Here is a 26,563-nt window from a genome sequence, read left to right on the forward strand (position 1 = left end):
TTGTTGATAATGCTCCGCGCCGGCGCTTCGGTCCTCATTCGCTCGCAGGTCCTTTCTACGTCATGAACGAGCTCACGAGTAACCGCCCTTAAGTACCTCAATGGTACCGCTTCCAGTTCACAGCGAGTTGCGACACGGAGATAGTAGCTCACAACTGTGCCGCGGCTGGAAGACCCGGAGGACTAGGCGCCACCCCTCTCGTTGACGTCTCTAAAGAGGGAAGCCGCTCGCAGCGCGATGAGGATAATCTGCACTTATTCATCGCTTTTGGGAGGAACAGCGCAAAAGTGGCGCCTGAATCAGCACCGCGCAGCGGAGCAAAGGGATTAAATGAGCATCGCTGGCGTCGAGTGTGCCACAGCGTCCTGAAGCAAACACATAGGTCGTTGCGAGTATATCTTTCTCTGTCTGAGCAGCCAATGGATTCAGAGAGACAACAAACTCGTTCCAGCAAGGAGCTTGGGCCACATCCTCCTGAGACCACTGTCAAAGAGCGTTGATGAGTGTTTCGCCCCGACTTGGCGCGATCCAAGGACAGGCGAGCCACTTTTTAGAAGTCTATGCCAAGCCGAGCGCAGCTGAAGAGCGCTACACCCTTTCGTCGCGAGTTAGCTCGACTCGCGCTCATTATAAGTCAACGTTAAGAGGATGACATGGTCAATCGAATGCAATTCTACATTGATGGCGCCTGGATCAATCCCGCCTTTCCGAAAACCATGGTTACGGTCAATCCTGCGACCGCAGAGGAAATGTACAAGCTTGCGCTTGGTTCAAAAGCTGACATCGACAAGGCTGTCATCGCGGCCAGACGGGCATTCGCGACGTTCTCCCAGAGCACGCGCGAGCAGCGCATGGGTTTGCTCGCAAACATCATCGAGATCTACAAGGGCCGCGTGAAAGAGATCGGCGAAGCCATCTCCGACGAAATGGGGGCTCCGCTTGCGATGGCCGAGCAAATGCAGGCCAACTCCGCCATCGGCCATCTCGCAACTACGCTCGACGTTCTCAAGAACTACTCTTTCGAGGATCGAATTGGCAATGCAATCGTGGTTCGTGAGCCTATCGGCGTTGTGGGAATGATCACACCTTGGAATTGGCCAATTAGCCAAATTGCTTGCAAGGTAGCGCCAGCACTTGCTGCCGGCTGCACGATGATTCTCAAGCCGTCGGAATTTGCCCCCACTTGCGCGCTGATGTTTGCGGAAATCCTTCATGAGGCTGGCGTACCGCAAGGTGTATTCAATTTGATCAATGGCCTGGGCCCTGAAGTGGGAGCTGCGATGAGCGAGCATCGAGAGCTCGATATGATCTCGTTTACGGGGTCAACGCGTGCTGGGATCGATGTTGCAAGCCGAGCGGCCCCTACCGTCAAGCGTGTTAGCCAGGAACTCGGAGGCAAGTCGCCTTACATTGTTCTCGACGATGCCGACCTCGAGAGGGCTATTGCCGGCTGTATCGAAACGCTTTTCTTGAACTCTGGCCAATCCTGCGACGCGCCGTCGCGCTTGATCGTGCCAGGCTCACGGATGGCGAAAGTCACCGCAATCGCGAGTGATCTAGCCGGCAGGTACCAGGTGGGCCATCCCCGCGCCGCGGGCACCCAAATGGGTCCCGTTGTAAGCCGCGGCCAATGGGAGAAAATCCAAGGGTTAATCCAGAAAGGCATAGATGAAGGGGCCACGTTGATTGCTGGCGGTTTGGGATTACCCAAAGGCAAGGACAAGGGCTTTTACGTTCGTCCTACCATTTTCGCGGACGTCAAAAACGAAATGACTATTGCTCGTGAGGAAATCTTCGGGCCCGTGCTTGTCATCATTGGCGCGAAGGACGAGAACGAAGCGATCCAGATAGCCAATGACACCGCATACGGGCTAGCAGGTTACGTATTCGCCGGCTCGACCGAGCGCGCGGCCAAGGTCAGTCGCTCGCTTCGAGCGGGCAACATATATCTGCAGGGCGCATCTCTTGACCGCGCTGCACCTTTTGGTGGGTACAAACAGTCGGGCAACGGTCGTGAATGGGGGCGCTTCGGACTCGAAGACTATTTAGAAGTCAAATCGATCGCGGGTTCTATTGAGCGATGAAATGCAAGACTAGTGGCGTTGGGCTCCATTCAAGCATTTACGATTAAACAGTCTTTGGAGAACTCTCGAGAGCCTCAATTTCGTGATCGAGTTTGCCTAGTGGCAACGCTGGCACGTCGGGAACACTCTGCATGTTCGGGTCTCTTAATAGCGGCCCTTGGGTTCAGTAAGACTGCGCGCCTTGATCTCGGACACCGTGAAGATGTCACTCGGGGCATGAACGCTGTCGGCAGTCGATTGCGGGGTTCTTGTTCGAGCACCGTGGTCCGCGAATTGCCTATTCGCCAGCGACACACGGGCCACTGAAGGCCACAACATCCTTCCGTAGATTTTTTTTCGTTCTCAAGTCACGACGCTTGCCGAATGCTCGACTCGAAGCATCCGTCCCTCACAGGCACTCGATCCCTCGCTACTGTCAGCTACTTACAATGCGGTTGGTTCCAAGGTGAGCCAAGACCAACTCGCTGGCCGGTTTAAGCGATCAGCACTTCGACCAGACATGGCCCCGGCGTCGCAAGTCCGCGTGCCACCTCAACGTTGAATTCATCGATCGTGGTCGCCCGAGCGGCGGCCACACCCATACTTTTTGCTACTCCAACAAAGTCGATGTCGGGACGGCTGAGATCGAGCATATCCAGAGCCTTGCGTCCGACATTTCGCGCCCCAACCTTGGCCAGTTCGTCTCGGAGGCACGCGTATGATCTGTTGTTGAAGAGCACGGTCGTGATGTTCAGGCCTTCCCGCACTTGTGTCCACAGTGACTGAATAGCGTACATCGCGCTGCCGTCCGCCTGCAGGTTGAGCACGGGCCGGTTCGGGCACGCAATGGCAGCGCCCGTTGCCATCGGCATGCCAAGCCCGATCGAACCGCCCATGTTCTGGAGCCAAGAGTGTGGCTGCGAATTCCAAGTCGCAGCGAAAAAGCCGTGCCCAGTCGAAATTGATTCATCGACCACGATCGCATTTTCCGGTATCAGCGCGCCAAGTGACTGCGAGAGAGCGGCGCCGGTAATTGCCCCTGTGGCCAGCGCCGGCGGCGCTAGCTTTGCGGCCTGACATGGAATTGATTGAGCCCCCACTTCATCGGCAAGCCTCTCGAGCGCATCCAATGCATCTTCTTCTCGGCCTGCAAGCGTCAAAATATCTGTATCCTCAGGCGCCATCAAACTTGGCTTATCGGGGTAAGCAAAGAATGCGACCGGTATCCGGCTTCCCACCAGAACGATGTGCCTAAGTCCCGTAAGTGCTTCACACGCTTGGTCGACTGGGTACGGAAGGCGATCCACCGGGACGCAACCGGCGCCACGCTCGATGCGGCCAACAAATGTTTGCGCCATAATTTTCGCACCAGTCTTGGCACATATGCGTCCCGCCAGATCAAGGCCTCGCTGCCGCAGCGCGAGCCCCCCTAGCAGCACCATCGCTGGTTCTCCGGAACGGAGCGCCTTGGCAACATCCTTAATGCGATGCTGCGAAACCCGCGCCCTTTCTTGCGTCACGGGCACGGGCGCGGGGCCACCACCTTCACTCCAGGCGGTATCGGCGGGAAGAATAAGAGTTGCGACCTGACCTGGCGGGGTTCGCGCGGCTGCGATGGCCGCCGCGCCATCAGCCGCGACACGCATTGCGTTTGACGAGGTGCGTACCCAACCGGAAAATGGCTTGGCTGCGCCCTCAATGTCAGACGTGAGCGGTGCATCAAAGTTGCGGTGGTGAGTTGCGTGATCCCCGACGATATTGATGATAGGTGTGGACGCTTTGGTGGCGTTGTGCAGGTTGGCAAGACCATTTGCCAAACCGGGACCGAGGTGTAGCAGGGTGGCTGCCGGTTTTTCCGCCATGCGCGCGTAACCATCCGCAGCGCCGGTAGCAATCCCCTCGAACAGCACAAGCACGCACCGCATACCGTCGACGCGGTCTAGGGCGGCAACAAAGTGCATCTCGGAGGTTCCTGGATTTGCAAAACAGGTATTCACTCCGCCAGCGACCAGTGTGCGAACCAAACTCTCAGCGCCGTTCATTAGAATCCGTTCCATATGTTGGCTGAAACACACCCACAACTCGTCGGCTCTGTGCCAAAGCACGATGTGTCTTGGCGCGATCCAGTTACTGCGCGTGGATTGAGCTAAACTCGGTGAGCCCGTAAACTCCGCAAGTCCGGTCGGCGGAAATCAATGTCCTGTACCAATCTACCAAGCTTGTCTGCCGAGTTTTCCCAACCTGACGGCTACTCTTGCTGAGAATCTGCGCGGGATGCAGGAATACGAAGTTGTTATGCAACTGCATTGCACCAGCTCTGGTTTGCAGGAGGCGCCACGATAGTGGCTTTGCTGTTCAAAACATCCTCCTCGCGACCCGCATCGCACATCGAGCTACTTCATGCCTAACGGTATCTGCCTGTCGGCGATCACCGGACAGCCGTTCGTGCGCACTGACCTTTGAGCGCTCTGGGAGCCTCATACAATGTATCGCGTTGCGGCTACCTTTAAGAACCGGAACAGAATGAATTGGAGCCCACGATTAAACCTCGCAAGGATGATCCGTTGCGGCGCAGCGTCGATCAATACCCGCGCTGGAGGTTCACCACACTATTCAGCATCTGCCCCTTTCAAGAATCGGAATCTGTAGAAGATTGAGAATACCCCGGCCTATGTAGTCGTTCGTCGAGAAGCCGATTTATGCGTTGAGTAATCGCTGATGGTAGCGGTGAGGGTCGTCAGGAAGAGAGGCAAGGAGCACGCCTGCGCCGGCGAAACAACTGATCTTCCCTCGAAAAAGTGGACGGGTTAAGCGGCTTTTAGCTCCATTTCGATCGGGGGGATATATCCGATGGCGGAATGGAGCCTGGTTCGGTTGTAGAAGCCCTCGATGAAGGCGAAGATATCGCGCCGGGCTTCGGCGCGGGTCTGGTACTGCGATGATGAACGAGCTCGGTCTTCAGGGTATGGAAGAAGCTTTCCATCGGGGCATTGTCGTAGCAATCGGCCCTGCGGCTCATTGATGCCGTCATGCCGGCCCCCGCGAGAGCGGTGCGATAGGCATGTGAGGCATACTGCACACCGCGATCGGAGTGATGGATCAGTCCGGCCTGGGGCCGTTGCTGCTGGATCGCCATCGTCAGGGCGGCAGATGCAAGTTCGACCTGCATATGATCCCGCATGGCCCAGCCGACGATCTTTCGGCTGAACAGGTCCATGACGGCTGCCAGATACAGCCAGCCCTCCGCGGTCGGGATGTAGGTGATGTCGGCGAGCCAGACCCGGTTCGGGGCTTCCGCCGTGAAGTCGCGCGCGATCAGGTTCGGTGCGATCGGCAGGTTGTGACGGCTGTCGGTGGTGCGCACACGGCGTGGCTTTGCCATGATGGCGCGGATGCCATGCCGGCGCATCGTCCGCTCGATCCGGCCGCGGCTGGCGCTGCGTCCCTGCCTGCGCAGGGCGGCATGGACGCGGGGGCTGCCGTAGCGTCCGCTGCTGTCTTGATGGACCAGCCGGATCGCTGCCAGCAGCGTGGCATTGGATTTTGTCCGCTCACTCACGGGGCGGTCGCGCCAAGCGTAGTAGCCGGCCGGCGAGACCTCGAGCACGGCGCACATCAGCCGCACCGGATAGGTGTCGCGATGGTCCTCGATGAAGCGAAAGCTCATGTCCGGGTTCCGGCAAAGATCGCGATCGACTTTTTTAAAATGTCGCGCTCCATGCGCAGCCGTTCGTTCTCCTGGCGCAGGCGGGCGATCTCCGAAGCCTGGTCCGCCGACATCGGCGTCGCCTGCGTGGTGGGGCGCCACGCCGCCGATGCCGGCTCCTGCCGGAGCTTATCTACCCAGCGCCGCAGCACCGAATCCCGCAGACCGAGCTCCTTAGCAACCGACCCGATCGAGCGACCGCTCGACGCGACCAGTTCGGCCGCCTGGCGCTTGTACTCCTCGGTAAACGACCGACGTTGACGTTCCATTCGACACCTCCGGGCTCAACGAGCCTACTACAGGTGTCCACTCATTCGGAGGAGGTTCACAAAGGCTTTTTCTCACCGGGGATCATGATCAGCGAATGACCCGCCGAAGCAGCCAATCGCGCGGGCGCTAGGTCACAACGGGGATCCCATCCTTCTTGGCGCTTCGGTAATCGGTACGTTGCTGGAGCGTTCCACGCGCTTCACGATGCTGCTTATCTTCCTCGGCTCGCCGGCATGGCGAGAATCCGGGCGTCAAGAACGGCCTCGCTTGCGGGACGCCCGGGCCGAAGCCGCGCGCGACGCAATTACGCGAACCATTATCACCTTACCCGAAGAGCTTCGCCGTCCGTTGACCTAGGATCATCGAGGGAAATGGGCAGCCATGCTCGCCTCAAAATCGATGCCGGTGTCAAGGTCTACTTTTGGGATCCGCAAAGCCCGTGGCAGCGTGGCACCGATGAGAACAGCAGTGGTTTGCTGCGTTAGTACTTCCCAGGAGGCACTGACCTGAGCATCACAGCGCTGACGAAGTCGCCGCAAGGGGCGGCAACTCTCAATGCGCGACCCAGAGAAACCTTAGGCGCGAAAGACGCCGGCAGAGGCGCTTGACGAGTTTCTGCCATGAGGGAAAACGTCTCGTTTTGCGACGATCGATTGTCCCCTCCCTGCACAACGCCATCGGAGTGGTGGATCAATCCGGCATACGGACCGCTGCTGGCCGACCGCCATCGTCACCGCGAAGTAGACCAGTTCAACTGCATTTGATCCACGCATGGCCCAACCGACAATCTTTCGGCTGAAGAGACTTATGACGGACGCTAGATAGGGCTAGGCAGATGTAGGTGATATCAGCAATTCAGCCGCGGTTCGCGGTTCGGGGCTGGAGCAAGGAAATAGCGAGCGATCAGGTTCGGAGCGAAGGGCAGGCGGTAACGGCTGTCGGTGCCGCGCACGCGGCGCGTTGGCGCCATGATGGCGCGAATACCTAGCAATCCGGAGGGACAGCGTGAACGCCGGGATTACCGTAGCGGCCGCTGCTATCTTGATGAACCCGCCAGATCGCAAGAGCGTGGCATTGGATTTTGTCCGCTCAGGGCGCCCACAGGCGAGCTACGATGCTGGACAATTTCTTAAAAATCGTGCTCCGGCCTAGACATTCGTTCTCCGGGCGCAATCGGGCGATCTCCGAAGCCTGGTCCGCCGGCATCGGCGTCGCCTGCGTGGTGGTCCGCTACCCGCCGATGCCGGCTCTTGCCGGACTTATCGACCTAGCGGAAGCTCAAGCCAGCAAACCGCAAGCCGGGAGTACCGAACATGAGGGTGAGACGGACCGCTCCCGAAAAGAGACGTGCATCGACGAATAGATCGAAGAAAAGCACGTCACGTTGACGGCAGCTGGGACCTGGTCTTGATATCGGCTGGATCCGCAGAAGCTGCATTCATTTGTGTACCCTACGCACGAGCTAGACAGCCGCCTGACCCGCGGCCGGCGCGTAATGTGAGTTAAGTTTGCTCTAGGGATGAGGTCGCGAGGAGACGGACGCTGCCGTCATGCGAGTGATGGTGTCTACGCCGTAAAGGGGCAGATTCGTGATCCGACGGACTGCCGGCGCCGTTCGCGGAAAAGCTGTGCATTCGAATAGGAACGCGCCGATTTGAGGATGCTCGACGCGCAGCCGCTCGACACACGCGATCACCTCATTTTCGAGCAACTCTGCGCTTGCCCGGCGGATCGGGCGCTCAAGCCACATCCTCCATACTTCACTCTCCTCTATGCCGCCGATGACGATCCTTGAGCGGTCTTCGGGGTCCCGAACCCCGAGCAACTCTTCACTCAGCTGAGTCGCATTGGCTGTCAGTATAGCGAGCTTGGTGAACTTGGGCAGTTGGTGCAAAAGCGTTGGGATAAGGAGAAGACTTGACATCGTAACCGGAACATTTACGGCGGAAGCTACGGCCGTTTGATAACGCAGTGTGAATCCGCAGTCCGAGCAAATCGCAACGGCACCCCGGTCAACCAGCCGCCGGGCGGCAGCAACGTAAGCGTCGGCGAGCTCAGGATCGCCGCGGACGACCCTCTCGGTCCAAGCTCCTTCGGCGGTCTCCGAGATCACAGGCATGCCGATCCAAGCCGGATCCATGTATCGATCGGGAGTAGGACTCTGCTCATGGCGACCGAACTCGAGACGCAAAATTCCCAGGGCGGGTGACGGTTGCGATGTCATGAGGTACCTCTTTCAGAATCATGAGGGTATATAGAGCGAAGTCTCTCAAACGGCCGAAGCAAGATATCGCGCAATGATCGGCGGAATCCTGCGTGTGCGCCTTGCCACCGAAGGATTACTGCGGCGGCTTGGGAGTAGACACCGCATGCACGCGGCACAACTATCGGATCACTACAAGCGGGCGCAGCACGTTCTCGCCTTGGCGCTGCAGCAGGGCTCTTAATGGGTCTATATGCGTCGCGGCTTTGCAGTCCTGAGCCCGCCGGAACATGTGAGCCACCCACCACGCCTGCCGCGCCTTGCGGCTGTCATCCTACCTTTGTCTCGCAATCCGGAAAACGCAACTTAGCAAATTCCGGTGAATGGCTTTCGTATCACCCCCCCGATGACGAACTCGACCATCGAGGTAAAATCGAAGACCGGAATTCCCGTGGCTCGCTGAACCGCGGCCGCATAGGGCGGCAACTCTGAGCACTCGAAGAGCAGTACACCAATGTCGGGGCGACTGTTGAGGAGGGCGACCGACGCATCAACGGTTTCCTTCTCGACGGCGCTGACGTCGAGGTCACCGCCGGCGGTAAGAAAAGCGGCGGCGAAACAGGGCGCATGCTCGAGGCCAGCTACAGCCACACGGTCAAAATTGGTGGGCACCCCGGCGGCCTTTAAGACCTCCGGCGTCAACGAAGATGACTTTGCCGTAATGATACCAACTGCCTTGTCGCACGGAAGCATCTGTCCGAGAAGTGGAATGAGAAGAAGAGGGGAAAGGACCACCGGTACGTCGACGGCAGCACGGACAGCGTCTTGATATCGGATCATGAACCCGCAATGGGCCGTAATCATTCTTGCGCCTTCACGCACGAGCTCGGACGCCGCCTGAACCACGACCGATGCGTAATCTTCGTCGGATGCGATAAGCTTGGTGAAGGAGAGTCCAGGTATGGTTTTGAAGCGAACAGGCACACTCCAAGTGCTGGCATTCCCGACGCTCCCGGGAATGAAGGGACGATCGAAGGGATCGCTGGTGCTCGTCCGCTCAAGGAGCAAGATGCCCACGGGCGCACCGTAGAACGCCAGCTTCGGCCGCCGCAAAGCGAGGCGGAGCTTACTTTGGCCGAGCTGAGGATTATTCATCCAATGGCCTTCCTTTCCACATGGGCAAGCGTACAGCAGCGGCAGTCGCACCAACTTGGGCTAAGCAGCTCCTCACGGTAAAACGATCAATAGATTAATCTCGACTCAGCGAGGCATTTGCGTCGAAAAGTCGGCCCCTAGTGATAAATACTGCAACAGTCGGCGATGCGCTGCATATTATCGGCGCGTCGAGAGCATCGTGGTCAAGAGACTAGGTGTGTCAAGAGCAGACCCCGATGCGGATCTAGTGTCCTGGCCCAGAAAGTTTGTAAGATCACCATCGTTGTTCTTTGTTGGGCATCGTATCGACAGCGCTCGATGGACCACAGGGATGTCATCGGCTGATTTGGTCCATCGGACCTACGCCGAGCGCCTGGATCGCGGCAAGTTCGTTCGGCCTTCGGCGTCAAGGCGTTCGGTGGCGCTGGCTTCGCCTTCGGAGGTTTAACCACCACCGCACCTTGGCGTGATGCCTGACGGTATGCATCGCCTCGATCTTGGTAGGCACGGCAAAGTAGGCATAGTACCCGTTCAGTACCGAAGCCAGCCAACGTCCCTGCTTGTCTATACTCCAGTGTCCGCATGCATTGCAGTTGCCGGTTGATTGCCTTCATGCGCCACAGCTGGAAGCCGCGTCCGTTCCGCTTGAACCCACAGATGTGGGTAAAGCCTAGGAAGTCGAACGCTTCCGGTCTCCGTTGCCCGCGCGCCTTTCTGCCGAACTCGATCATCCGCTTCTTTTCTGGGTGCAAGCTCAGCCCAAACTTATGAGGCGCTCTTCCAGATCACCCAGAAACCACTCCGCGTCATGGTGGTGCTGGAAGCCGACGATGGGTCGAGTCGCCCGGGGGAGTTTCACCCCCAGGCGCTCACAGATCCGGACGTGAGCGTCTCCGCTCATCCGGCTCTTACCGTCCAGCCGCCGTCTTGTGCAACATCGGCCAATGGGCCAACAGCGTGGGGGTGCGGCAAGCAATTTCCCGTACCCAGTGCTCTGCCCGTCTTCGATGTCGCCGCAGACGTTTGTATTTCGACATCGCCCATCGCGCGAGACATCGGTCGAGATGGCGTAGTGTCGGGTAAAGCGCCGACTTGTAGTACCGACCATAGTAGTTCATCCAGCCTCGAATGATCGGGTTGAACATCCTCGCCAGGTCGTCGATCCTCTTATCCACCCGGCAGCGTAGTTGCCAGGCACGGATTTCCTGTCGGATTGCCTTCGTCGCGGCATTGCTGACACCGGGGCTGAAGTTGACGAAGTGCTTTCCCCAACGGTTCTTCGACCGGCGGGCGCGGAACGTGTAGCCCAGAAAGTCGAATTTCTGTTCAGGATAATCACCTCGCCGGTCGTCATCCTTACAATAGACGATCTTCGCCTTGTCCGGATGAAGCTCCAGTCCGCATTCGGCAAAGCGCTTCGCAAGCGCCTCCTTCAGTTCTTGTGCCTGCCGCTCACTGTCGCAATGGCAGAGAATATCATCGGCATAACGCTCGAACGGGATGCTCGGATGATTTCTTCGCATCCACATGTCGAACGCATAGTGGAGAAAGAGATTCGCCATCAGCGGTGATACCACCGAGCCCTGCGGCGTGCCCTTGTCTCGGGGTTCAGGGGTGCCGTCTTCCAGTTGAACGGGAGCTTTAAGCCACCGTTCAATGTACACCAACACCCAAGCGCAGTCCGTGTGCTTCCGAATCGCCTTGAGCAAAAGCTCATGCGATATCGAGTCAAAATAGGCCCGAATGTCGAGATCGAGCACGAAGGGATGCCGCCAGCATCGCTGGCGAGCAAACCCCAACGGCATCGAGCGCCGATTTTCCGGGTCGATATCCGAACGAGTCTGGATGAAAGTGTTTCTCCAAATCCGGCTCCAGATATCCTTTGACAACCGCCTGAGCAACGCGATCCGACACCGTAGGAATTCCTAGCGGCCTCTTCCCGCCGTCGCGCTTGTCGATCTGCACACGCTTGACCGGCGGTGGAAAGTAACTGCCCGAAGACATTCGATTCCAGAGCTTGTACAGATTGCTCTGCAAGTCTGCCTCGAACACCTCGATCGACTGCTCGTCCACACCGGCTGCGCCCCGATTTGCTTTAACCCGTTTGTACGCCTCCCAAACCCAGCGCTTGGGGATGTCATACGGCTTTGCTTGACCCAAAAGAGTCCTCCCGTTTCCGGTTGTTCTTCCAATCAAGCGGGACAGTGCCATGCCTTCGCTCCGCCACCATTACAGTGCCTTCGTCACTACTACACACGGCTCCGTCCCTGCATCGCGCATTGGTACTCAGACTCTTGTGGGGCTTCCACTTGAACCATTCTCTTGGCATCGCGATACAGGTTCCCACGTTCCGCACAGAAGCCTGAACCGAGGTCACGCCACCTCGCCTGCCGGACGCCGCCTGAGCCGTAAACAGGTATCGCTCAGACTGATCCCAAGATAACGACTACCCCTTGGTTTTGACGTCTTCCCTACGCTTTCGACAGTTCATCGGTGGTTTGCTTGCGCTCGTCTCCTCGATCCCTACCTGACAAAGTCTTGCTCTGCCTTTTCCGGTCTCGTTCACCACCTCGACCATTGGGCCGAAGCAGCAGCCGGTGGTTTGAACCCTGATCCTGCAACCCGAGTTCGAGGGGCCAACCCCCATCTTCTGTGCAGCAAGGCTGCTCAAAGGTGCTCTACATCACACCTCCTTCGCGCCGTCGTGGCGCACTGTCATCAGCGTAACGCATGACGATCATGTCGTCGCTCGCCTCGCGTTGGCCCCAAAGATCGTAAACATAGTGGAGGTCGATATTCGGTGTGCCCCGGTCGCGAGCGGTGATCGCTCCGTCTTTGCCTTGCATCGGCGCTGTTAGCCAGCGTTCGATGTAGAGCAGAGCCCATTCGTCTTGCACATGCTTCCTGACGGCTTTCATAAGCAACTGGTGGCTGATATTGTCGAACAGGCCTTTGATGTCGAACTCCAGCACCCAGTCCATCTTCCAGCACCGTTGCCGGGTGATGCCGACGGCGTCCAGCGCGGCTTTTCCGGGCCGGTAGCCGTAGGAATCGGGAAGGAAGATTTTCTCGAGTACTTGTTCAATCTGAAGCTTGACGACCGTCTGCGCCACGCGATCTGCTACTGTCGGCACGCCTAGAATGCGTTGTCCGCCGTTCTTCTTGGGAATGGGGACAGCCCGAACGGCAGGTGGAAAGTAGCTGCCAGAAGACATTCGATTCCAGACCTTGTAAAGGTTGCCCTTGAAGTCCTTCTCAAAAGCTTCGAGCGATACCTTATCCACGCCGGCCGCGCCCGCATTGGCTTTGACCAGTTTGTAGGCCTTCATCACTGTCTGCTTGTCGATATCGTACTGCTTGCGTCCGTACACTGCCGCCGTACCGGCAGGAAGCGATCTACGCGCGTGACGACGTCGATCTCGACCGGTCGTTGATGGCGCAATGGATGGGCAAGGTCGGCTTCGAATTGCAGCCGCTGGCCGACTATGTGCTGGAGAAGATCAAGTAGGGCGAGCGGATCTTCGCCGACGAGACGACCCTGCCGACGCTGGCTCCCGGATCCGGCAAGACGCAAAAGGCCTGGCTGTGGGCCTATGCGCGCGACGATCGGCCATTTGGCGGCATCGGTCCACCGATGGTCGCTTATCGCTATGAGGACAGTCGCGCCGGTGAATGCGTCGAGCGGCATCTGGCTGGCTTTAGCGGCATCCTGCAGGTCGACGGCTATGCCGCCTACAATCGGCTCGCCAGGTCAGCGGGTGCCAATGAGGGCGTGACGCTGGCAGCGTGCTTTGCCCACGTCAGGAGACGGTTCTACGAGCTTCACGTCAACGAGAGCTCGCACCTGGCGACCCAGACCGTCACCACCATGACCGGGCTGTGGGAAATCGAGGCCGACATCCGCGGCCAGGATCCTGAGACGCGGGTGAAAGCGCGCCAGGAAAAGTCCGCCGCGATCGTCGCGGCGCTCTTCGACCTGTGGAACAAGGAGCTGCCGCGCCTATCGGGCAAATCCAAACTCGCCGAGGCGATCCGCTATGCCACATCCAGACGCACCGCCCTCGAGCGCTTTCCAAGCGACGGTCGTATCGGGATCGACTCCAACACCGTCGAGCGGGCAATCCGGCCGCAAACCATCACAAGAAAAAATGCGCTCTTTGCGGGCAGCCATGGCGGCGGCCGGACCTGAGCGACCATCGCCACGCTTCTGCAGACCGCTAAGATGAACGATGTCGATCCGCACGCCTGGCTCACGCAAACTCTCGAGCGGATCGCGCAGGGCTGGCCGATCTCTCAAATCGAAGCTCTCATGCCCTGGCACTTCAAAACCTGAGCGGCCTCAGCTTGGCGCTTACACTTCGTCGGAATCCATCCAATTGATAACGTAATGTCACGAACTCAACAAAGCTCGCCGGCCCTTCCAGCGTGCTCGCTGGCTATACAATTCTCGGTCTCATCGTGTGAACAAACCTCATTGCGCGAATGGCACGCCCGTTGCTTAGAAAAAGGTGGTAGACACCGCACGGAGATGACCTATGGAACTCGCTTCCGGATACAAGGCTTTTTGGGATGCCGCTCACAAGAACTACCCTGATCAAATGAGGCCTGGCGGGCTTATTGACCAGGCTTGGAAAGGGTTCTTCGGAGGAATGTATGAAGCAATAAGAAATGTCCTAAATTCTGATGATTCCGAGCGCTTTGCAAAGCCATCTGATCGACCATGGATGTCGACCATCTTTCCATGGATTGCTGATAAGCGCTCCACAAAGATTGGAGCTTTAGGGAAGACCTATAGAGGACTGATACTTCTCAAGACTCCTTTTGATCTGGCTCTGTACCCAAGGCTCATTTGGGAGCTTCAGCCGAGGACAATTTTGGAGCTCGGTTCATACCAGGGTGGCAGCGGACTGTGGTTTGCTGACAACATGTCGGTGCTTTGTGAGAAACCCGGCGAAGTTCACTCGTTTGATATTCACTCCAAATGTGTCCATGAGAATGCAAGAAAGCATCCACTACTTACCTTTCATCAAGTTGATCTTTCTGACGTCACCAACCTTGATAAGCACTTGCTGGAGAGGCTACCTCATCCCTGGCTGGTGATCGACGATGCGCACGGAAAAATATTCTCGACGTTTTCTTACCTGAATAATTTTCTTGTCTCAGGAGACTACTATGTAATTGAGGACAATCCAGCGGAAGTGAACAAGGAAATTATCGACGGGTTTCAGCTGATCGAGCAATCGGGATTCTTAGTCGATACCTTTTACACCGATGCTTTCGGGACCAATGTTACTTGCGCTCCAAATGCCTGGCTTCGAAAGTCTTGAGGCAGGATCGATAGGGTGCCAGACCGAGGTCGAGTAGGTCGGCCATTCGGCTTTCCCTCACAAGCCCGGGGCGGCGGCTTTCCGGCGCCCGGCTCTTCCCGAGGGTAACTCGCCTGCGGTGAGCGAGTGATGCATGGATCTGGTAGTCTGACGCGTGCTATTGCAGCCTCGAACTCCGGTTACTCGGATCGTATCGTGGAAACGTTCGCACTGGGCGGACGTGTCGACGATCCCGCATGCTCACGGGCTCGATCCATAGTTGATTGCCTGGCGACGCAAGGGCTCGCCTGGAATGGTCGTGCCACTATCCCAACGAGACGAAGCTCTCGCGCTTGTCAGCAGGCCGTTGCCGGAAAACCCTACGTGCTTGCATCCGTCGGGTGAGCATCCACCATCCCGTCGAGGTAGAAAAGCATTACTACAGTGTCCCACGTCGCTTCGCGCGCGCCGAGGTCGAAGTGCGGCTCACCGCCTCCACGGTCAACATCTTCCGCAGGGCAAGAGGATCACCCCGCATTAGCGCATGACTGTCAATCACAAGCAAACCACCATGCCATAGGCGCTACACCGGCTGGAGGATCGAACGCATTCGTGAGGACGCCGCGGCGATCGTGCTGGCGACCAGAGCATTGTACGACCTCATTCTCGACGAGCGCTCGCCCCCGAGCAGGGCTTCCGCGCCTGCCTCGGCATCCTTATGCTCGTCGTCCGTGAAGGACGGCTAAGAGACTGAGTTGGAGTCGCAATTCTTCCTGCAGGCTGTTTTGAGATTGCAGGGTTTGGGTCGTTTGGGCACCGGAACCCTGCAATTATTTTGGGGATTCCCTCGAAGGGCGAAGCATAATTCCCTGTTCGCCCCGGAGGAGTACGACCGAAGAAGCCCAAAGCGACGGGATCGGGCGATCTGTTCCGGGCCAGGCTGGACCAGATCATCAACATGAAGCACGAGCTGGTTCAGCTCGCCGGCAAGGTCGACTGGGACTGGATCGACGGCGAGATCGCGCCGCTCTACAGCGAGAACGGTCGGCCGGGCATCGCGACCCGCTTCATGATCGGGCTCTTGCTGCTCAAGCACATTTACGGCCTGTCCGATGAGGGGGTGTGCGAGCGCTGGGTCCACGACCCGTATTTCCAGTACTTCACCGGCGAAGAGTTCTTCCAGCACGCCTTCCCGCACGAGCGCTCGGACCTGAGCCACTGGCGCAAGCGGCTCGGCGACAAGCTGGAGCTGCTGTTGGCCGAGAGCCTGCGGGTGGCGCACGAGGCCGGCGCGTTACGCAGCCAGGACCTCAAGCGGGTCACAGTCGACACCACGGTGCAGCCAAAGGCCATCACCTTCCCGACCGATGCCAAGCTGCTGCACGCGGCAATCAAGGGGCTCAACCGCCTGGCGAGGAAGCACGGGGTCAAGCTGCGGCAGTCCTATCTTCGCATTGCCAAGACCGCGGCGATGATGGCGGGACGCTACGCCCACGCCAAGCAATTCAAGCGGCATCAGCGGCAGTTGCGCATCCTGCGCAGCCGGTTGGGCCGGATCATCCGCGATATCCGCCGCAAGATCGAAGGTCAGGCCGTGCTCGAGAACGCCTTCGCCCTGCCGCTCGGCAGGGCCTCGCAGATCCGCTCGCAGCAGCAGCGCCAGCGCGGCTGGAAGCTGTATTCCTTCCATGCTCCAGAGGTCGAGTGCATCGGCAAGGGAAGGCCGCCGCGCCGTACGAGTTCGGCGTCAAAGCCTTCCATCTTCACCAACAATCGGCCTGCCCCCGTCGGCCTGTTCGTGCTGCACGCCAGGGCGCTACCCGATAACCCGTACGACGGTCACACCTTGCGGGACGTCATCGACCGCACCGAGACACTCACCGGCTGTGCGATCGAGCGGGCCTATGTCGACAAGGGATACCGCGGCCATGACGCGCAAAATCCTCGTCGCGTCTTCATTTCCGGCCAGAAGCGCGGCGTCTTCGGTGTCATCAAGCGCGAGTTGCGCCGCCGCTCCGCCATCGAGCCCATCATCGGACACCTGAAGACCGATGGTCACCTCGGCCGATGCTACCTCAAAGGCCGCCCCGGCGATGCGGCTAACGTCATCCTCTCCGCCGTCGGTCACAACTTCCGCCGGGTCCTCGCCTGGCTGAGGGCTCTTTGGTGCCTGATCCTGACCACCTTCATCGCGGCCGCCAGCGACCGCTCATCGCTACAATCGGCTTCTTAACGGACTCCTTGAGGTCGGCGACGAAGACAATGTTCGACTGCATAGAAATATCCTTTCATCGTCTGTTTATCAGCACAGGATCATTGTGAATATGCATGTCATAGAGCAAAAACAGCTCTAACGGCGAAGTTCTGTCACACGCCCGTTCAGGAGATTTGCACGTGCACCAGCAGGAGCGCGCACACTCAGCGGATCTTTCCCGATTCGTTTAAGCCCAAGGATCCTAACCAATTCCTTCATTGAAGTAGCTGTATCTCTATCATCTTGCCAGCTCATCAAATTCGAGAAGCCCTGTAGAAATAGATCGATAACTAAATCGACACAAACATGAGCTTAGAAATGGTCGCAAACACCTGCGCGGGATCAGCCGTGACGGCTCTCGAACCTTCTGCATGACCTTGTGATCGCTTGAATCTTGATCAGAACCGTTATTTGAGAGCTGACGGGCACCCGACGTCACCTAACTGCCTGCGCCGGACAGCGCATATTGCTCCGGTTACTGACTGCGTTTTATCCCGTGACATTTCCTTTCCATGTTACCTATTCTGCATCGGGGATTTCCGGTCACGACGGCAGATACTCCTTGCCCCACGATTCGCTAATTTCTTGACGTTCGAGCATGTCGCGAATTTCCAGGTCGGAGTACCCGAGCTCGGCCACGACTGATCGGGTGTCTGCTGCGGGCTTCGGTGCAGCAGTGGGCGCCGTGATCGACGCGCGTGCGGAGCGCACCGCGCATCGCCCGATGATCTCGACCGGATGCCCGCTCGGGTGGAGCTCGTCTCGCTCGAAAATGAGGGTCGTATCCGCGCTTCCGCTCCCCCCGTCATCCACAGCCATGAAGCGTGCACGTACGCTCTCGACGCTCTCCAGCCGTTGCGCCGCGACACCTAGCGGTCGTAAGCGCTCGATGACAGCTTCGACTCTCTCGCTCGCGAATGCCCGCTCCAAGATCTGCTCAAGATGCGGATCCTCGGCCGAAGCATCAATTCCCAGCTCACTTGTAACCGCCGGCAGCTCGCCTGGCTTGCAGGCGAGGAAGAGCCAGCCATCCGCCGCCTGGTAACAACGGTAGAGCGGACCGGTCCCGCGCACGTTAGGGCCGCTCGGCTCGTCGAATGGCGGGCGGCCATCATAGTCGCACATGAACGGGAGTTGAATCAGTTGCCCCACAGCGACCAGCGAAGTCCGCGCAAGGTGCGTATTGACGCCGCGGCGACGAGCATAAAGCGCAACCACGGTCGCGAGGGCGCCCGCGTATCCGGTCAGTACGTCGACCGTCCCGACGTCCATGTGGTCCTCAGGGGTTTGCGGGCCACCGCCAAACCTCGCCATCACGCCGGTTACGGCCTGCGCCATCTCGTCGTATCCGAGTCGATTGCGCCAAGGCCCTCCCGCCGGACCGCTCAACGCATCCACATGGCAGAGTACGGCGTCGGGATTCAGGGCCACGATCGACTCCGTATCGAGGCCAAGGTCCGTGAGCTGTTGCGCGGTCGCATTGATGGCCACGACATCCGCCCGCTTAATGAGCGCTTCGAGCACTTGCCGGCCACGGCTTGTCCTCAGATCGACAGCCGCGCTGCGCTTGCCGCGGTTTGCGTGCATGCCGTAGAGCATCGTGGTGAAGGGACCAAAGGACGGCCGCACCGGCTCGACCCTGATTACGTCGGCGCCGAAGCGCTGAAGTGTGCCGCTCACCATTGGGCCGGCCAGCACGTTGGCTAGGTCGAGCACGGTGATCCCATCCAGCCAGCCGCCAGCTGCGACCCCACCGACCTGCGTTTCGACCCTCTCGTTGTGCAGACCGCCCTCCATCTGACGCAACTCCTCCAATATTTGCTCGCGATCCGCGTCGAGAGCTGACGCCGGACGTGGCGCGGGTCTCATCGCGGAGGCGGCGCCGAGCCACGCCACGTTCGCGGGCTGGCGCATTAGTCCGTAGCGGCGGTCTTCCACGTCCAAGAGAAGTCCAGCCTCGAGTGGCGTCGACTCCTTGAGCCATTCCTGGGTCGTCCGGACAGTTGCGCCCGGCAGCTTGTTTTGTGCGAACAGCGCCTCCCAATAGCTGCTCGGCTCGCGCTGGAATGCATTCGCGATTTGAGCCGACAGCCCTTCTTTCCATTGCGAAGAGAGCGTGCGTCGCGCAGCCGTAGGCCACAAGTGGGTGGAACAGTATTCGTCAATGATAGGCAGGCCATCAGCTCCGGCTCCTCCAGGTACCCCCAACAGAGCCAGTGCTCGTTGATGGTGGGCGAATTGAGCTCCGGCCGCCACATAGAAGTGCCGGTTGTCTGCGCACCGATATCTCCGGTAGAGCGGGGAACGGTACGATTGAAGCTCGTCGTAATTGACGCCGAGAGGCTCCTTGGCCTCTCGTCGACGGGCCACTTCCCGCTGGCGCCCGTCGACATACCGTGCCGGCATCCCTTCAATCTGCATTGAGCGGACAGCCAATCCCTCCGAAAGAGCTGCCGCGAGCGGAACCTCGAGGATATCACCACGTCCGCTCCCGGCACGCCAATACAAAGCAAGAACCACGGCCATCGCACCGAGCACAGCGCCATACGCTGATGCGAGCGGCAACGGTGAGAAAGAGGCCTCGACTCCCATGAGCGCGCGAGTGGAGCTCATGTCGATCCATTGCCCAATGGCCGCGGAAATAATTCCTTCCCATCCCGAGATGTCCCGCGCCTCGACATCGGTGCTGGCGAAGCCCGGCAACGACAAATAAACAAGTCGAGGGTTCCAGTCGGTCAGCTCTCGAGCACCAAGTCCCAAGCGCTCCATGATTCCCGGCCGGAAATTTTCAATCACAACGTCCGCTGTCGCGATGAGCCGGTGAGCGACCTCAACGTCTTCGCGTAGCTTGAGGTTGAGTGTGATGCTTCGCTTGTTACGGTTAAGCATGTTGGTCGCGGGATGATCCCACGACGGTCCGCCTGGCGGATCAACGCGAACAACGTCGGCACCTAGATCCGCCAAGATCATCGCCGCCAACGGTCCAGCGATGTACTGCCCGAAATCAATAACTCGCACACCTGCGAGCGGCGCGATCTCCGATGGTTCTTTCGTCTTCACGCTTTCCCCCTTCGTTGGGTTCGGGTCCGACGGGAAGTATTAGGCCACCGTATCGAGCTACAGGCGCTAATCTGCACCGTCTCGGAGCAGAAATCCGGCGCCTGTTTGCTACAACGTGAGTTTTTGCTCTCTATCCTTAGCTCTTGCGCGACCAAGCTGCGAGAGACCTCCACGCTTTGGAATGGATCGCGCAAGCACAACGCAGTTATAACGATGTTGGTGAAACGCAGCCTAGACCTCCAACTCGCGTTAAAGAGCCGTTGTTGCCGCTACTTGTTTGTTGGGCGCGCATCCTCCGTCGATAAGGCAGGACGTTCAACGCCATTCGAGCGCAGCTCCATTGCTGTCACCTCCATCAGTCCGGCCCGCGTTGATGCTGGCTCGTAAAGGTCAAGCGTTGTCCTCGATGCTCAGGCGGCCGTCGAGACTGGCGAGCATCATTGTACTCGGCTGATGCTATTCGACGCCATAGAAAGCGGACCAACGTGCCGAGGCGGGCAACGGAAACTCGTAGGGTACAGACCGGGCTGAGTGCTGACAGATTAGACCGGGTTGATTCCTGACAGGCAAGGCTCGTCTGATTCGAAGGAGGATCAGGCGATGCCTTTCAGGGAGAGCAGTCCTGTGGAGGAGCGTGTCGCGTTGTTTCGAGAGTACGAGACGGGGGCATTTTCGGTGACGGAGCTGTGCGCGCGGCACGGCGTCAGCCGAGAGACGTTCTACGTCTGGAAGCGGCGTCGGGAGAACGGCGGGCCGCATTGGTTCGAGGAGAGAAGCCACGCAACCAAGAGTTGTCCGCACGCGACGGAAGGACAGTTGGCCAAGCACATCGTCGCGACGCGGCAGCGGTTTCCGCATTTCGGCCCGAAGAAGATCAAGGCATGGCTTGAGCATGAGCGGCCGGAGGTCGACTGGCCGGCAGCCTCGACGATCGGCGACATCCTGAAGCGTGAGGGCCTGGTCGAGGCGCGTCGGCGCCGACGCCGGGCGATTGCGCAAGGCGAGGTGGCGGCGCCGGCAAGCGCACCCAACGAAGAATGGGCGATCGACTTCAAGGGCTGGTTCCGAACCCGCGACGGCAACCGCTGCGATCCGCTGACCATCACCGATGCGGCGAGCCGCTATCTTATCGAAGTGCGCATCGTCGATCCGACCTGGTCTGGCGTCAAGGCGCTCTGGAACGCATTTTCAGCGAGATCGGCCTTCCCGCCGCGATCCGCTCCGACAATGGTGCACCGTTTGGATCGACGGGGGCGGGCGGCCTTTCGGCGCTCTCGGTATGGTGGCTCAAGCTCGGTATCGAACCGCGCTACATCCCCCCGGCGAGCCCGCAGGACAACGGCCGGCACGAGCGCATGCACCGCACGCTGAAGGCCCAGACCACGAAGCCGCCCGCGGCAACGGTCGCCGAGCAGCAACGCCGCTTCGATGCCTTCCGCCACCACTTCAACCAGGAGCGGCCGCACGAGGCACTCGAGCAACTGCCGCCCGCCAAGATCTGGCAGCCGCCGCCGCGCGCTCTGCCCGGCCGTCTCGATGATCCCTGGTATGACGCCGACCACGAGGTCCGCCGCGTGCGTCCCACCGGCGAGATCAAGTGGCGGGGCGAGCACGTATTCGTCGGTGAGGCACTCGCTGGCGAGTGGATCGGCCTCTGCGAACACAACAGCGGTGGCCACATCCTGCGCTTCTGCGGTCGCGATCTCGGGCTGATCAATTGCGAGCGGCGTTTCCTGCGCTTTGCTCCGCCGCGCGCGCGGCTCCGCATCGCGCAGGAAACGCCGCAGACAGGAGAACAATGATCGAATATTGTCAGGCATCAGCCCGGTCCAAAATGTCAGGAATCAACCCGATCGGACCTAGCCCCCCCGTGGCGCACGATACGAGCTGAGTGTTTTCGCTGAGACCTCACTCCGTATTTAGATCTCAGTTGAGCAATGAATGCCATCCTTACGATGAAGAACCTGCTTTGTTCAGAGGGGGCGCAGCGTTGACTTGGCAATGTCAGTAAGAGCCCTCACCTTATTATGCTTAGCCAAAGGCCAGTTTTCTTGCGCGGCCACGCTCACACTAAATCAAGTTTAGTTGTACGCTTGCTGAGCTAGTCCAAATCAAAGGACTGGCTCCTCAATGCTGTCAAAGCTTCAATGCGCCGCCCGGACACACAATTCCGACCGAAGCTACGCTCAAATCGCCGAAATCCGACTTGAAGCGGAGCTATAGTGGATTGATAACATGCCATCGTTGGGGCACCTGAATGGTATCGTCGTGCACAAACTATCTTGGGATCATCCTGAACGCGACATCACCACGAAACGGGCGACGCTGCGGCTACGTTCGTTCATGAGCTTACGATTTACTTGCAGGACGGATACCGCCAAGCGAGCTCGAGCGGCGGGAGGCATGCATTGCATGCGTAGGCTCGGATCGCTGCGTTGCAGCTGGGCAGCAGCCGCTCGAAAAGGAGAGCCTCGTCGTTGGCTCGGACGCTTCGGCTACCCGACGGCTTGCCGCAGCGTTCCCTTAAGATTTGGCAAACGGTCATCTTTGCTGAGAAGGCGACCAATCGGAAAAGTTCTGATGGAGAACTTGTTCACCTACCGCCGCAGTGGTCGGACATTTTGGCTTGATATCAACAATCAAACGCCTGCGGTTGAACATTTCGAGATGTCTTGTGACACAAGACATCTCGCTTATCAAAACTTTGGACTCCTTCCTTTGTGTCCAGGAAAGTCGATTCCTATTCACTGACGACAACCATATCAGCTGCGCCTGCGAGATTAGTGCGAGCGGCATGGTAGCTGTCGCGGCGTGCACCCTCGGCTTCGACGCCAGGCGCGGCTCTCATGGTGAACTCCAGGCACTACCCAGCGGACCCCGTATCAACAGAGGAGTTTTTAATGTCTCGAAAAGTCATCGTCACGTGCGCAGTCACCGGTGGAAGTTCTGCTACACTTGCAAAGCATCCCAACATTCCCAAGACGCCGTCACAAATTGTAGAAGCGGCACTTGAAGCTGCGAAAGCGGGGGCTGCGATCGTCCACATCCACGTCCGCGACCCCGAAACCGGAGAACCATCGAACCGGTTCGCGCTATACGAACAGGTCGTCAAGAAGCTCCGGGACGCTGCGACCGATGTCGTCATCAACCTGACGTGCGGGATGGAAGGAAGCTTGCAACTCGATTCGCTCGCCCCGATAACGATCGGCAGGGCTTCAAGTCTCAAGAGTCCTGTGGAGCGCACCATTCACGCAGTCAACCTTCAGCCAGAGCTCGCCACCCTGGACTGCGGCACATGGAGCTCCGGTGAGAGCATTTATGTCGCACGCATGTCCGATCTGCGAGAGATGGCAACGCTTATGCGAGATGCCGGGGTCAAGCCCGAGCTCGAGTGCTTTGAGCTGGGCCACATTGAAATCGCTAAGAAGCTAATTTCCGAAGGCAAGGTTGATAGCCCCCCGCTCTTTCAATTCTGCCTCAGCACGGGGTATGGAGCTCCTGCTGTGCCGATTGTTATGCATGCAATGAGAGACATTTTGCCTTCAGGGGCCATCTGGGCTGGATTTGGCTGCAGTGCCGACGAAATGCCGGCGGTCGCACAGCTGGTGGGATTGGGCGGGCATGTCCGAGTCGGATTGGAGGACAACATCTATCTGCGACGTGGCGTGCTGGCATCCAACGCCCAACTCGTCGAGAATGCGGTCGGAATCATCGAGCGCATGGGTGCAAACGTCGCCACCCCGACCGAAGCCCGCGAAATTATTGGCGTTGTGAAGCGCGGGTAGCATCTTACGCCAACTGACGGCCCGATTGGCGACATCCTCGATCAGGCCGGTGTTGCACTCGCTGGCGACCTGAGTACCTTCTTAAGCTGCCGCGTTTCTGGATTCGGCAAGCGGCTCGTAAATCTCAGCTGATTTCAAATAGTCTTTGGCACCTTCGTCAGCACTGGAGGCCGGAGTATCATGAAAGGAATTGCTGACCACGTACACGAACTTTTTCTCGCTCATTGCCGAGTTCATTACGTAAGGCCAGGCTCGGCTTCGGCAGCGGGTTGCCCCGCCACGATTCGACTTCGGCCATGCGCATTCTGAGGCATCGGCGAAGACTCGACCACATCATCTTTCGTCTGAGGTGGAGTGTTGGCGGACGGCTTCGGACGTGGAGACACCATGAGCGCTCGGGCCTCCTGTCAGTAATCGATCCAGCTCAGAAAACGCGGCAACGAAACGCGCTTATCCCATGTTGCGATGGTCCGCGCCCCCTTCGACGTAGACAGCAAACCCCGTTGTCTGTTGCTGGTCGTTTCCGCGAGGGCGATCAGGCGGCGGATTGTGGCACTCGACGCTTCCCTTAGCACTATCGACGCTCCGCAGTCAGACTTCAGCAGATATCGACAGCGTTCTCCGGCAAAGGCGGCCTCAACCACAGTGACACTCATGCGGTTGACGAAAGGTCCCGTTTCAACAGTGGTGTCGGCGAAGCGCAGTCGCACGGGGCGCGTCGTCATAGTAATCTCGGCGCCGATCGCGGGAGGCTGCGAGGCAACGGCCCGCACCAAGGATGCCCTGGCACTTGGCCACCAGAACACCTCCTGCATGCCGCAAACGACCACCTCGTTGCGTGTGAAGCCTCTCCTTAGCCGCCTCCGGACGATTGGCTAGCCCAATAGCCACTTACTGAACTTCTCCTGGACTGCACTGCCATTTTCGACCCACCATTCTTCGTTGAAGAATACGAGTTGCTTCTGGATCTCCGGCGCGCTCGGCAGCATCGCCAACCGCTGTGGAGGAATGTGTTTGTTGGCCGCCGGGTTTGTAGCGCCGTACGGAATTAGCATCGCGAAGCGCGCCTGGGGAATGGGCATGAGCGAATAGGCTATCAGCTTCATGGCGTTGCCTTTGTTCTTGGCACCTTTGGGAACGCCCCAGGCATTGCGCCTCAATAGACCTTGATTCCAGTTGATCGCCACCGGCGCACCTTGCTCGATCAACGTCGACATGCGACCATTCGAGACGGTGGTCATGACGACCTCGCGATCAGTCAGCATCTGCGGTGGCTGAGCACCGGCGGTCCACCACTTGACCACTCGCTTTTTTATTTTATCGTAACTGGCCAGTGCCTTGTCGATGTCAATGGGATAGAGCTTGTCGGCAGGCCCCCCCGCAGCCATCAGCGCAAACTCCAACTCTGGGTTGTTAGCGTTGCCGTACATGGCCCGATCGCCCGGAAACTTGTCGAGGTCCCAGAAATCTGCCCAACTTGCAGGCGCAGCGCCTTTGAACGCGTCGGTGCGATAACCCATCACCTGGGCCCAAATCAATTCCTCCACCCCGTATTCGAAGCGAAATTCCTTGGGAAGACTATCGTCGATCAGCGAGTAGTCGATCTTCTCGAAGTAATCGCCGGCCTTCATTAACTGCAGGATCCCCTGGCGACTGGTGTCGACTAGGTCCCATTCGACATTGCCGGTATCAACCATCGCTTTCGTTTTTACGGCGGCGACGCCGGGGAAGATACGAACCTTGATCCCAGTCGCTTTCTCGAAAGGCTCGAACCAAGCCTTCTGCTGTGCGTCCTGCGTTGCACCACCGAAAGTCGCGACCCGGACTTCTCCCGATCCCTTCAGGATGTCGGGCACAGCGGTCTGCTCGGGCAGAGCGGACTGTGCGCTCGCCGATCGGAGAACGAACGGTGCCGCAAGCGCTGCGGAGATCAGGCCGACGGCGCTGCGGCGATTGATGTGGACTGTATGCTTACCCATTGACGTCTCCCTACATCACGTCAGTACGACTCATGGAATCCGTTGTTTGTGGCGCTACGATGTGATGGGGACACACACGCCATTGACCCTGAAGCATCTGGGCTGACGAGGAAGCCAATGGTGGCCGCAGCCTCATGAACATCGACGAAGCGCTTCGCCGGTTGGGCCGCACGGAAGCGCGCTACAACTTCATCGGTACTCACACCCACGCTTGCCGCCTGAACCTCCAACTGATCACGCATCATTCCGGTATCCATCCAGCCCGGCGCGACCGCATTAACCGTGAGGCCATGCGGCGCTCCCTCCAATGCAGCCACTCGGACCAGACCAAGAACTCCGTGCTTCGCGGCCGTGTACGCCGCCTTACCCGATGACCCAAGAAAGCTCGCAGTCGATGCTGTTACCACAACCCGCCCCGCCGGGGATTTTGTCAATGTCGACCACGCCGCCTTTATTGCGAAGAATGGTCCATCGAGCATGACGCCACGAAGACGCTCCCATTCAGCGTCCGGGTATTGATCGATCGGCGCAACGAACTGACAGCCGGCATTCAAGATAAGGATGTCAAGGCGCCCAGCAGAGGCAAGGACATGGCTGATCATGTCCCGATTCCCGCTCGGAGTGGCAAGGTCCGCGTGGAAGACACCCTCGCCGGCAACGTCCACGCTGTGCACCTCAACCCCCGCGTTCGCGCAATTCCGTCACGATGGCTTTTCCCACCCCTCCACCCATCAGCGCGACTCGACGCTCGAGCGAGTGTCCACCCGCACGAGCTTTCTGTT

General features: G+C 58.8%; 17 protein-coding genes and 5 pseudogenes. 9 read left to right on the plus strand and 13 right to left on the minus strand.

The window, feature by feature from the left end:
• The first annotated feature begins 653 nt into the window (after positions 1–653).
• Positions 654–2,084, plus strand: coding sequence for an aldehyde dehydrogenase family protein (locus RX327_RS32120; RefSeq protein ID WP_317248241.1), 1,431 nt, complete (start codon positions 654–656; stop codon positions 2,082–2,084).
• A gap of 473 nt (positions 2,085–2,557) precedes the next feature.
• Here the strand turns inward: RX327_RS32120 and RX327_RS32125 are convergent, their stop codons facing one another.
• The 3 genes and pseudogenes from RX327_RS32125 to RX327_RS32140 all read right to left on the minus strand — a co-directional run.
• Positions 2,558–4,105 carry an acetolactate synthase large subunit gene (locus tag RX327_RS32125; RefSeq protein WP_317248242.1) on the minus strand — a complete coding sequence of 516 codons (1,548 nt, stop codon included), beginning with the start codon at positions 4,103–4,105 and terminating at the stop codon, positions 2,558–2,560.
• 765 nt (positions 4,106–4,870) lie between these two features.
• Positions 4,871–6,038 (minus strand): annotated as a pseudogene (locus tag RX327_RS32130) (IS3 family transposase).
• 677 nt (positions 6,039–6,715) lie between these two features.
• A pseudogene (locus RX327_RS32140) lies at positions 6,716–6,863 on the minus strand (IS3 family transposase); the annotation flags it as partial.
• Between the two features lie 290 nt (positions 6,864–7,153).
• On the opposite strand from RX327_RS32140, the gene RX327_RS32145 reads away from it, so the two are divergent.
• The gene (locus RX327_RS32145; protein ID WP_317248243.1) at positions 7,154–7,402 is read left to right on the plus strand and encodes a hypothetical protein; all 249 of its coding nucleotides are present in this window, start codon (positions 7,154–7,156) and stop codon (positions 7,400–7,402) included.
• Positions 7,403–7,552: 150 nt separating this feature from the next.
• On the opposite strand, the gene RX327_RS32150 is transcribed toward RX327_RS32145, so the two are convergent.
• The 5 genes and pseudogenes from RX327_RS32150 to RX327_RS32170 all read right to left on the minus strand — a co-directional run.
• Positions 7,553–8,179, minus strand: coding sequence for a hypothetical protein (locus RX327_RS32150; RefSeq protein WP_317248244.1), 627 nt, complete (start codon positions 8,177–8,179; stop codon positions 7,553–7,555).
• Between the two features lie 429 nt (positions 8,180–8,608).
• The gene (locus RX327_RS32155; RefSeq protein WP_317248245.1) at positions 8,609–9,397 is read right to left on the minus strand and encodes a hypothetical protein; all 789 of its coding nucleotides are present in this window, start codon (positions 9,395–9,397) and stop codon (positions 8,609–8,611) included.
• Positions 9,398–10,305: 908 nt separating this feature from the next.
• Entirely contained in the window at positions 10,306–10,572 is a 267-nt protein-coding gene (locus RX327_RS32160) for a group II intron maturase-specific domain-containing protein (protein WP_317251365.1), read from the minus strand.
• A gap of 180 nt (positions 10,573–10,752) precedes the next feature.
• A pseudogene (gene ltrA / locus RX327_RS32165) lies at positions 10,753–11,608 on the minus strand (group II intron reverse transcriptase/maturase); the annotation flags it as partial.
• A 503-nt stretch (positions 11,609–12,111) separates the two neighbouring features.
• Positions 12,112–12,726, minus strand: a pseudogene (locus RX327_RS32170) (reverse transcriptase domain-containing protein); the annotation flags it as partial.
• A gap of 41 nt (positions 12,727–12,767) precedes the next feature.
• Here RX327_RS32170 and tnpC point away from each other — a divergent pair.
• The 4 genes and pseudogenes from tnpC to RX327_RS32185 all read left to right on the plus strand — a co-directional run.
• Positions 12,768–13,730: pseudogene (gene tnpC / locus RX327_RS32175) on the plus strand (IS66 family transposase); the annotation flags it as partial.
• Positions 13,731–13,932: 202 nt separating this feature from the next.
• The gene (locus RX327_RS32180; protein ID WP_317248246.1) at positions 13,933–14,724 is read left to right on the plus strand and encodes a CmcI family methyltransferase; all 792 of its coding nucleotides are present in this window, start codon (positions 13,933–13,935) and stop codon (positions 14,722–14,724) included.
• 380 nt (positions 14,725–15,104) lie between these two features.
• Entirely contained in the window at positions 15,105–15,251 is a 147-nt protein-coding gene (locus RX327_RS39365; RefSeq protein ID WP_410712101.1) for a Mu transposase domain-containing protein, read from the plus strand.
• A gap of 377 nt (positions 15,252–15,628) precedes the next feature.
• A complete protein-coding gene (locus RX327_RS32185; protein ID WP_317251366.1) occupies positions 15,629–16,936 on the plus strand; it encodes an IS5 family transposase in 1,308 nt (435 codons plus the stop codon).
• Between the two features lie 564 nt (positions 16,937–17,500).
• On the opposite strand, the gene RX327_RS32190 is transcribed toward RX327_RS32185, so the two are convergent.
• Positions 17,501–20,017 carry a CoA transferase gene (locus RX327_RS32190; RefSeq protein ID WP_317248247.1) on the minus strand — a complete coding sequence of 839 codons (2,517 nt, stop codon included), beginning with the start codon at positions 20,015–20,017 and terminating at the stop codon, positions 17,501–17,503.
• A gap of 624 nt (positions 20,018–20,641) precedes the next feature.
• On the opposite strand from RX327_RS32190, the gene RX327_RS32195 reads away from it, so the two are divergent.
• From RX327_RS32195 to RX327_RS32205, 3 genes are all read left to right on the plus strand, one after another.
• Complete coding sequence (locus RX327_RS32195) at positions 20,642–21,388, plus strand: helix-turn-helix domain-containing protein (protein WP_317248248.1); 747 nt, start codon at positions 20,642–20,644, stop codon at positions 21,386–21,388.
• A complete protein-coding gene (locus RX327_RS32200) occupies positions 21,373–21,819 on the plus strand; it encodes an integrase core domain-containing protein (RefSeq protein WP_317248249.1) in 447 nt (148 codons plus the stop codon). The genes RX327_RS32195 and RX327_RS32200 overlap by 16 nt, the downstream gene beginning before the upstream one ends.
• A 1,098-nt stretch (positions 21,820–22,917) precedes the next feature.
• The gene (locus RX327_RS32205; RefSeq protein ID WP_317248250.1) at positions 22,918–23,802 is read left to right on the plus strand and encodes a 3-keto-5-aminohexanoate cleavage protein; all 885 of its coding nucleotides are present in this window, start codon (positions 22,918–22,920) and stop codon (positions 23,800–23,802) included.
• Between the two features lie 81 nt (positions 23,803–23,883).
• Here the strand turns inward: RX327_RS32205 and RX327_RS32210 are convergent, their stop codons facing one another.
• The 4 genes from RX327_RS32210 to RX327_RS32225 form a co-directional block, all read right to left on the minus strand.
• The gene (locus RX327_RS32210; RefSeq protein ID WP_317248251.1) at positions 23,884–24,027 is read right to left on the minus strand and encodes a hypothetical protein; all 144 of its coding nucleotides are present in this window, start codon (positions 24,025–24,027) and stop codon (positions 23,884–23,886) included.
• Positions 24,028–24,209: 182 nt separating this feature from the next.
• Positions 24,210–24,617, minus strand: coding sequence for a hypothetical protein (locus RX327_RS32215; RefSeq protein ID WP_317248252.1), 408 nt, complete (start codon positions 24,615–24,617; stop codon positions 24,210–24,212).
• A 60-nt stretch (positions 24,618–24,677) separates the two neighbouring features.
• On the minus strand, positions 24,678–25,781 hold the full coding sequence (locus RX327_RS32220; RefSeq protein ID WP_317248253.1) for an ABC transporter substrate-binding protein: 1,104 nt from the start codon (positions 25,779–25,781) through the stop codon (positions 24,678–24,680).
• A gap of 20 nt (positions 25,782–25,801) precedes the next feature.
• The gene (locus tag RX327_RS32225; RefSeq protein ID WP_317248254.1) at positions 25,802–26,383 is read right to left on the minus strand and encodes an SDR family NAD(P)-dependent oxidoreductase; all 582 of its coding nucleotides are present in this window, start codon (positions 26,381–26,383) and stop codon (positions 25,802–25,804) included.
• Positions 26,384–26,563: the final 180 nt, after the last annotated feature.

It is taken from the genome of Bradyrhizobium sp. BEA-2-5 (genome assembly GCF_032918025.1).
In the GTDB taxonomy this organism is placed as follows: Bacteria; Pseudomonadota; Alphaproteobacteria; order Rhizobiales; family Xanthobacteraceae; genus Bradyrhizobium; species Bradyrhizobium pachyrhizi.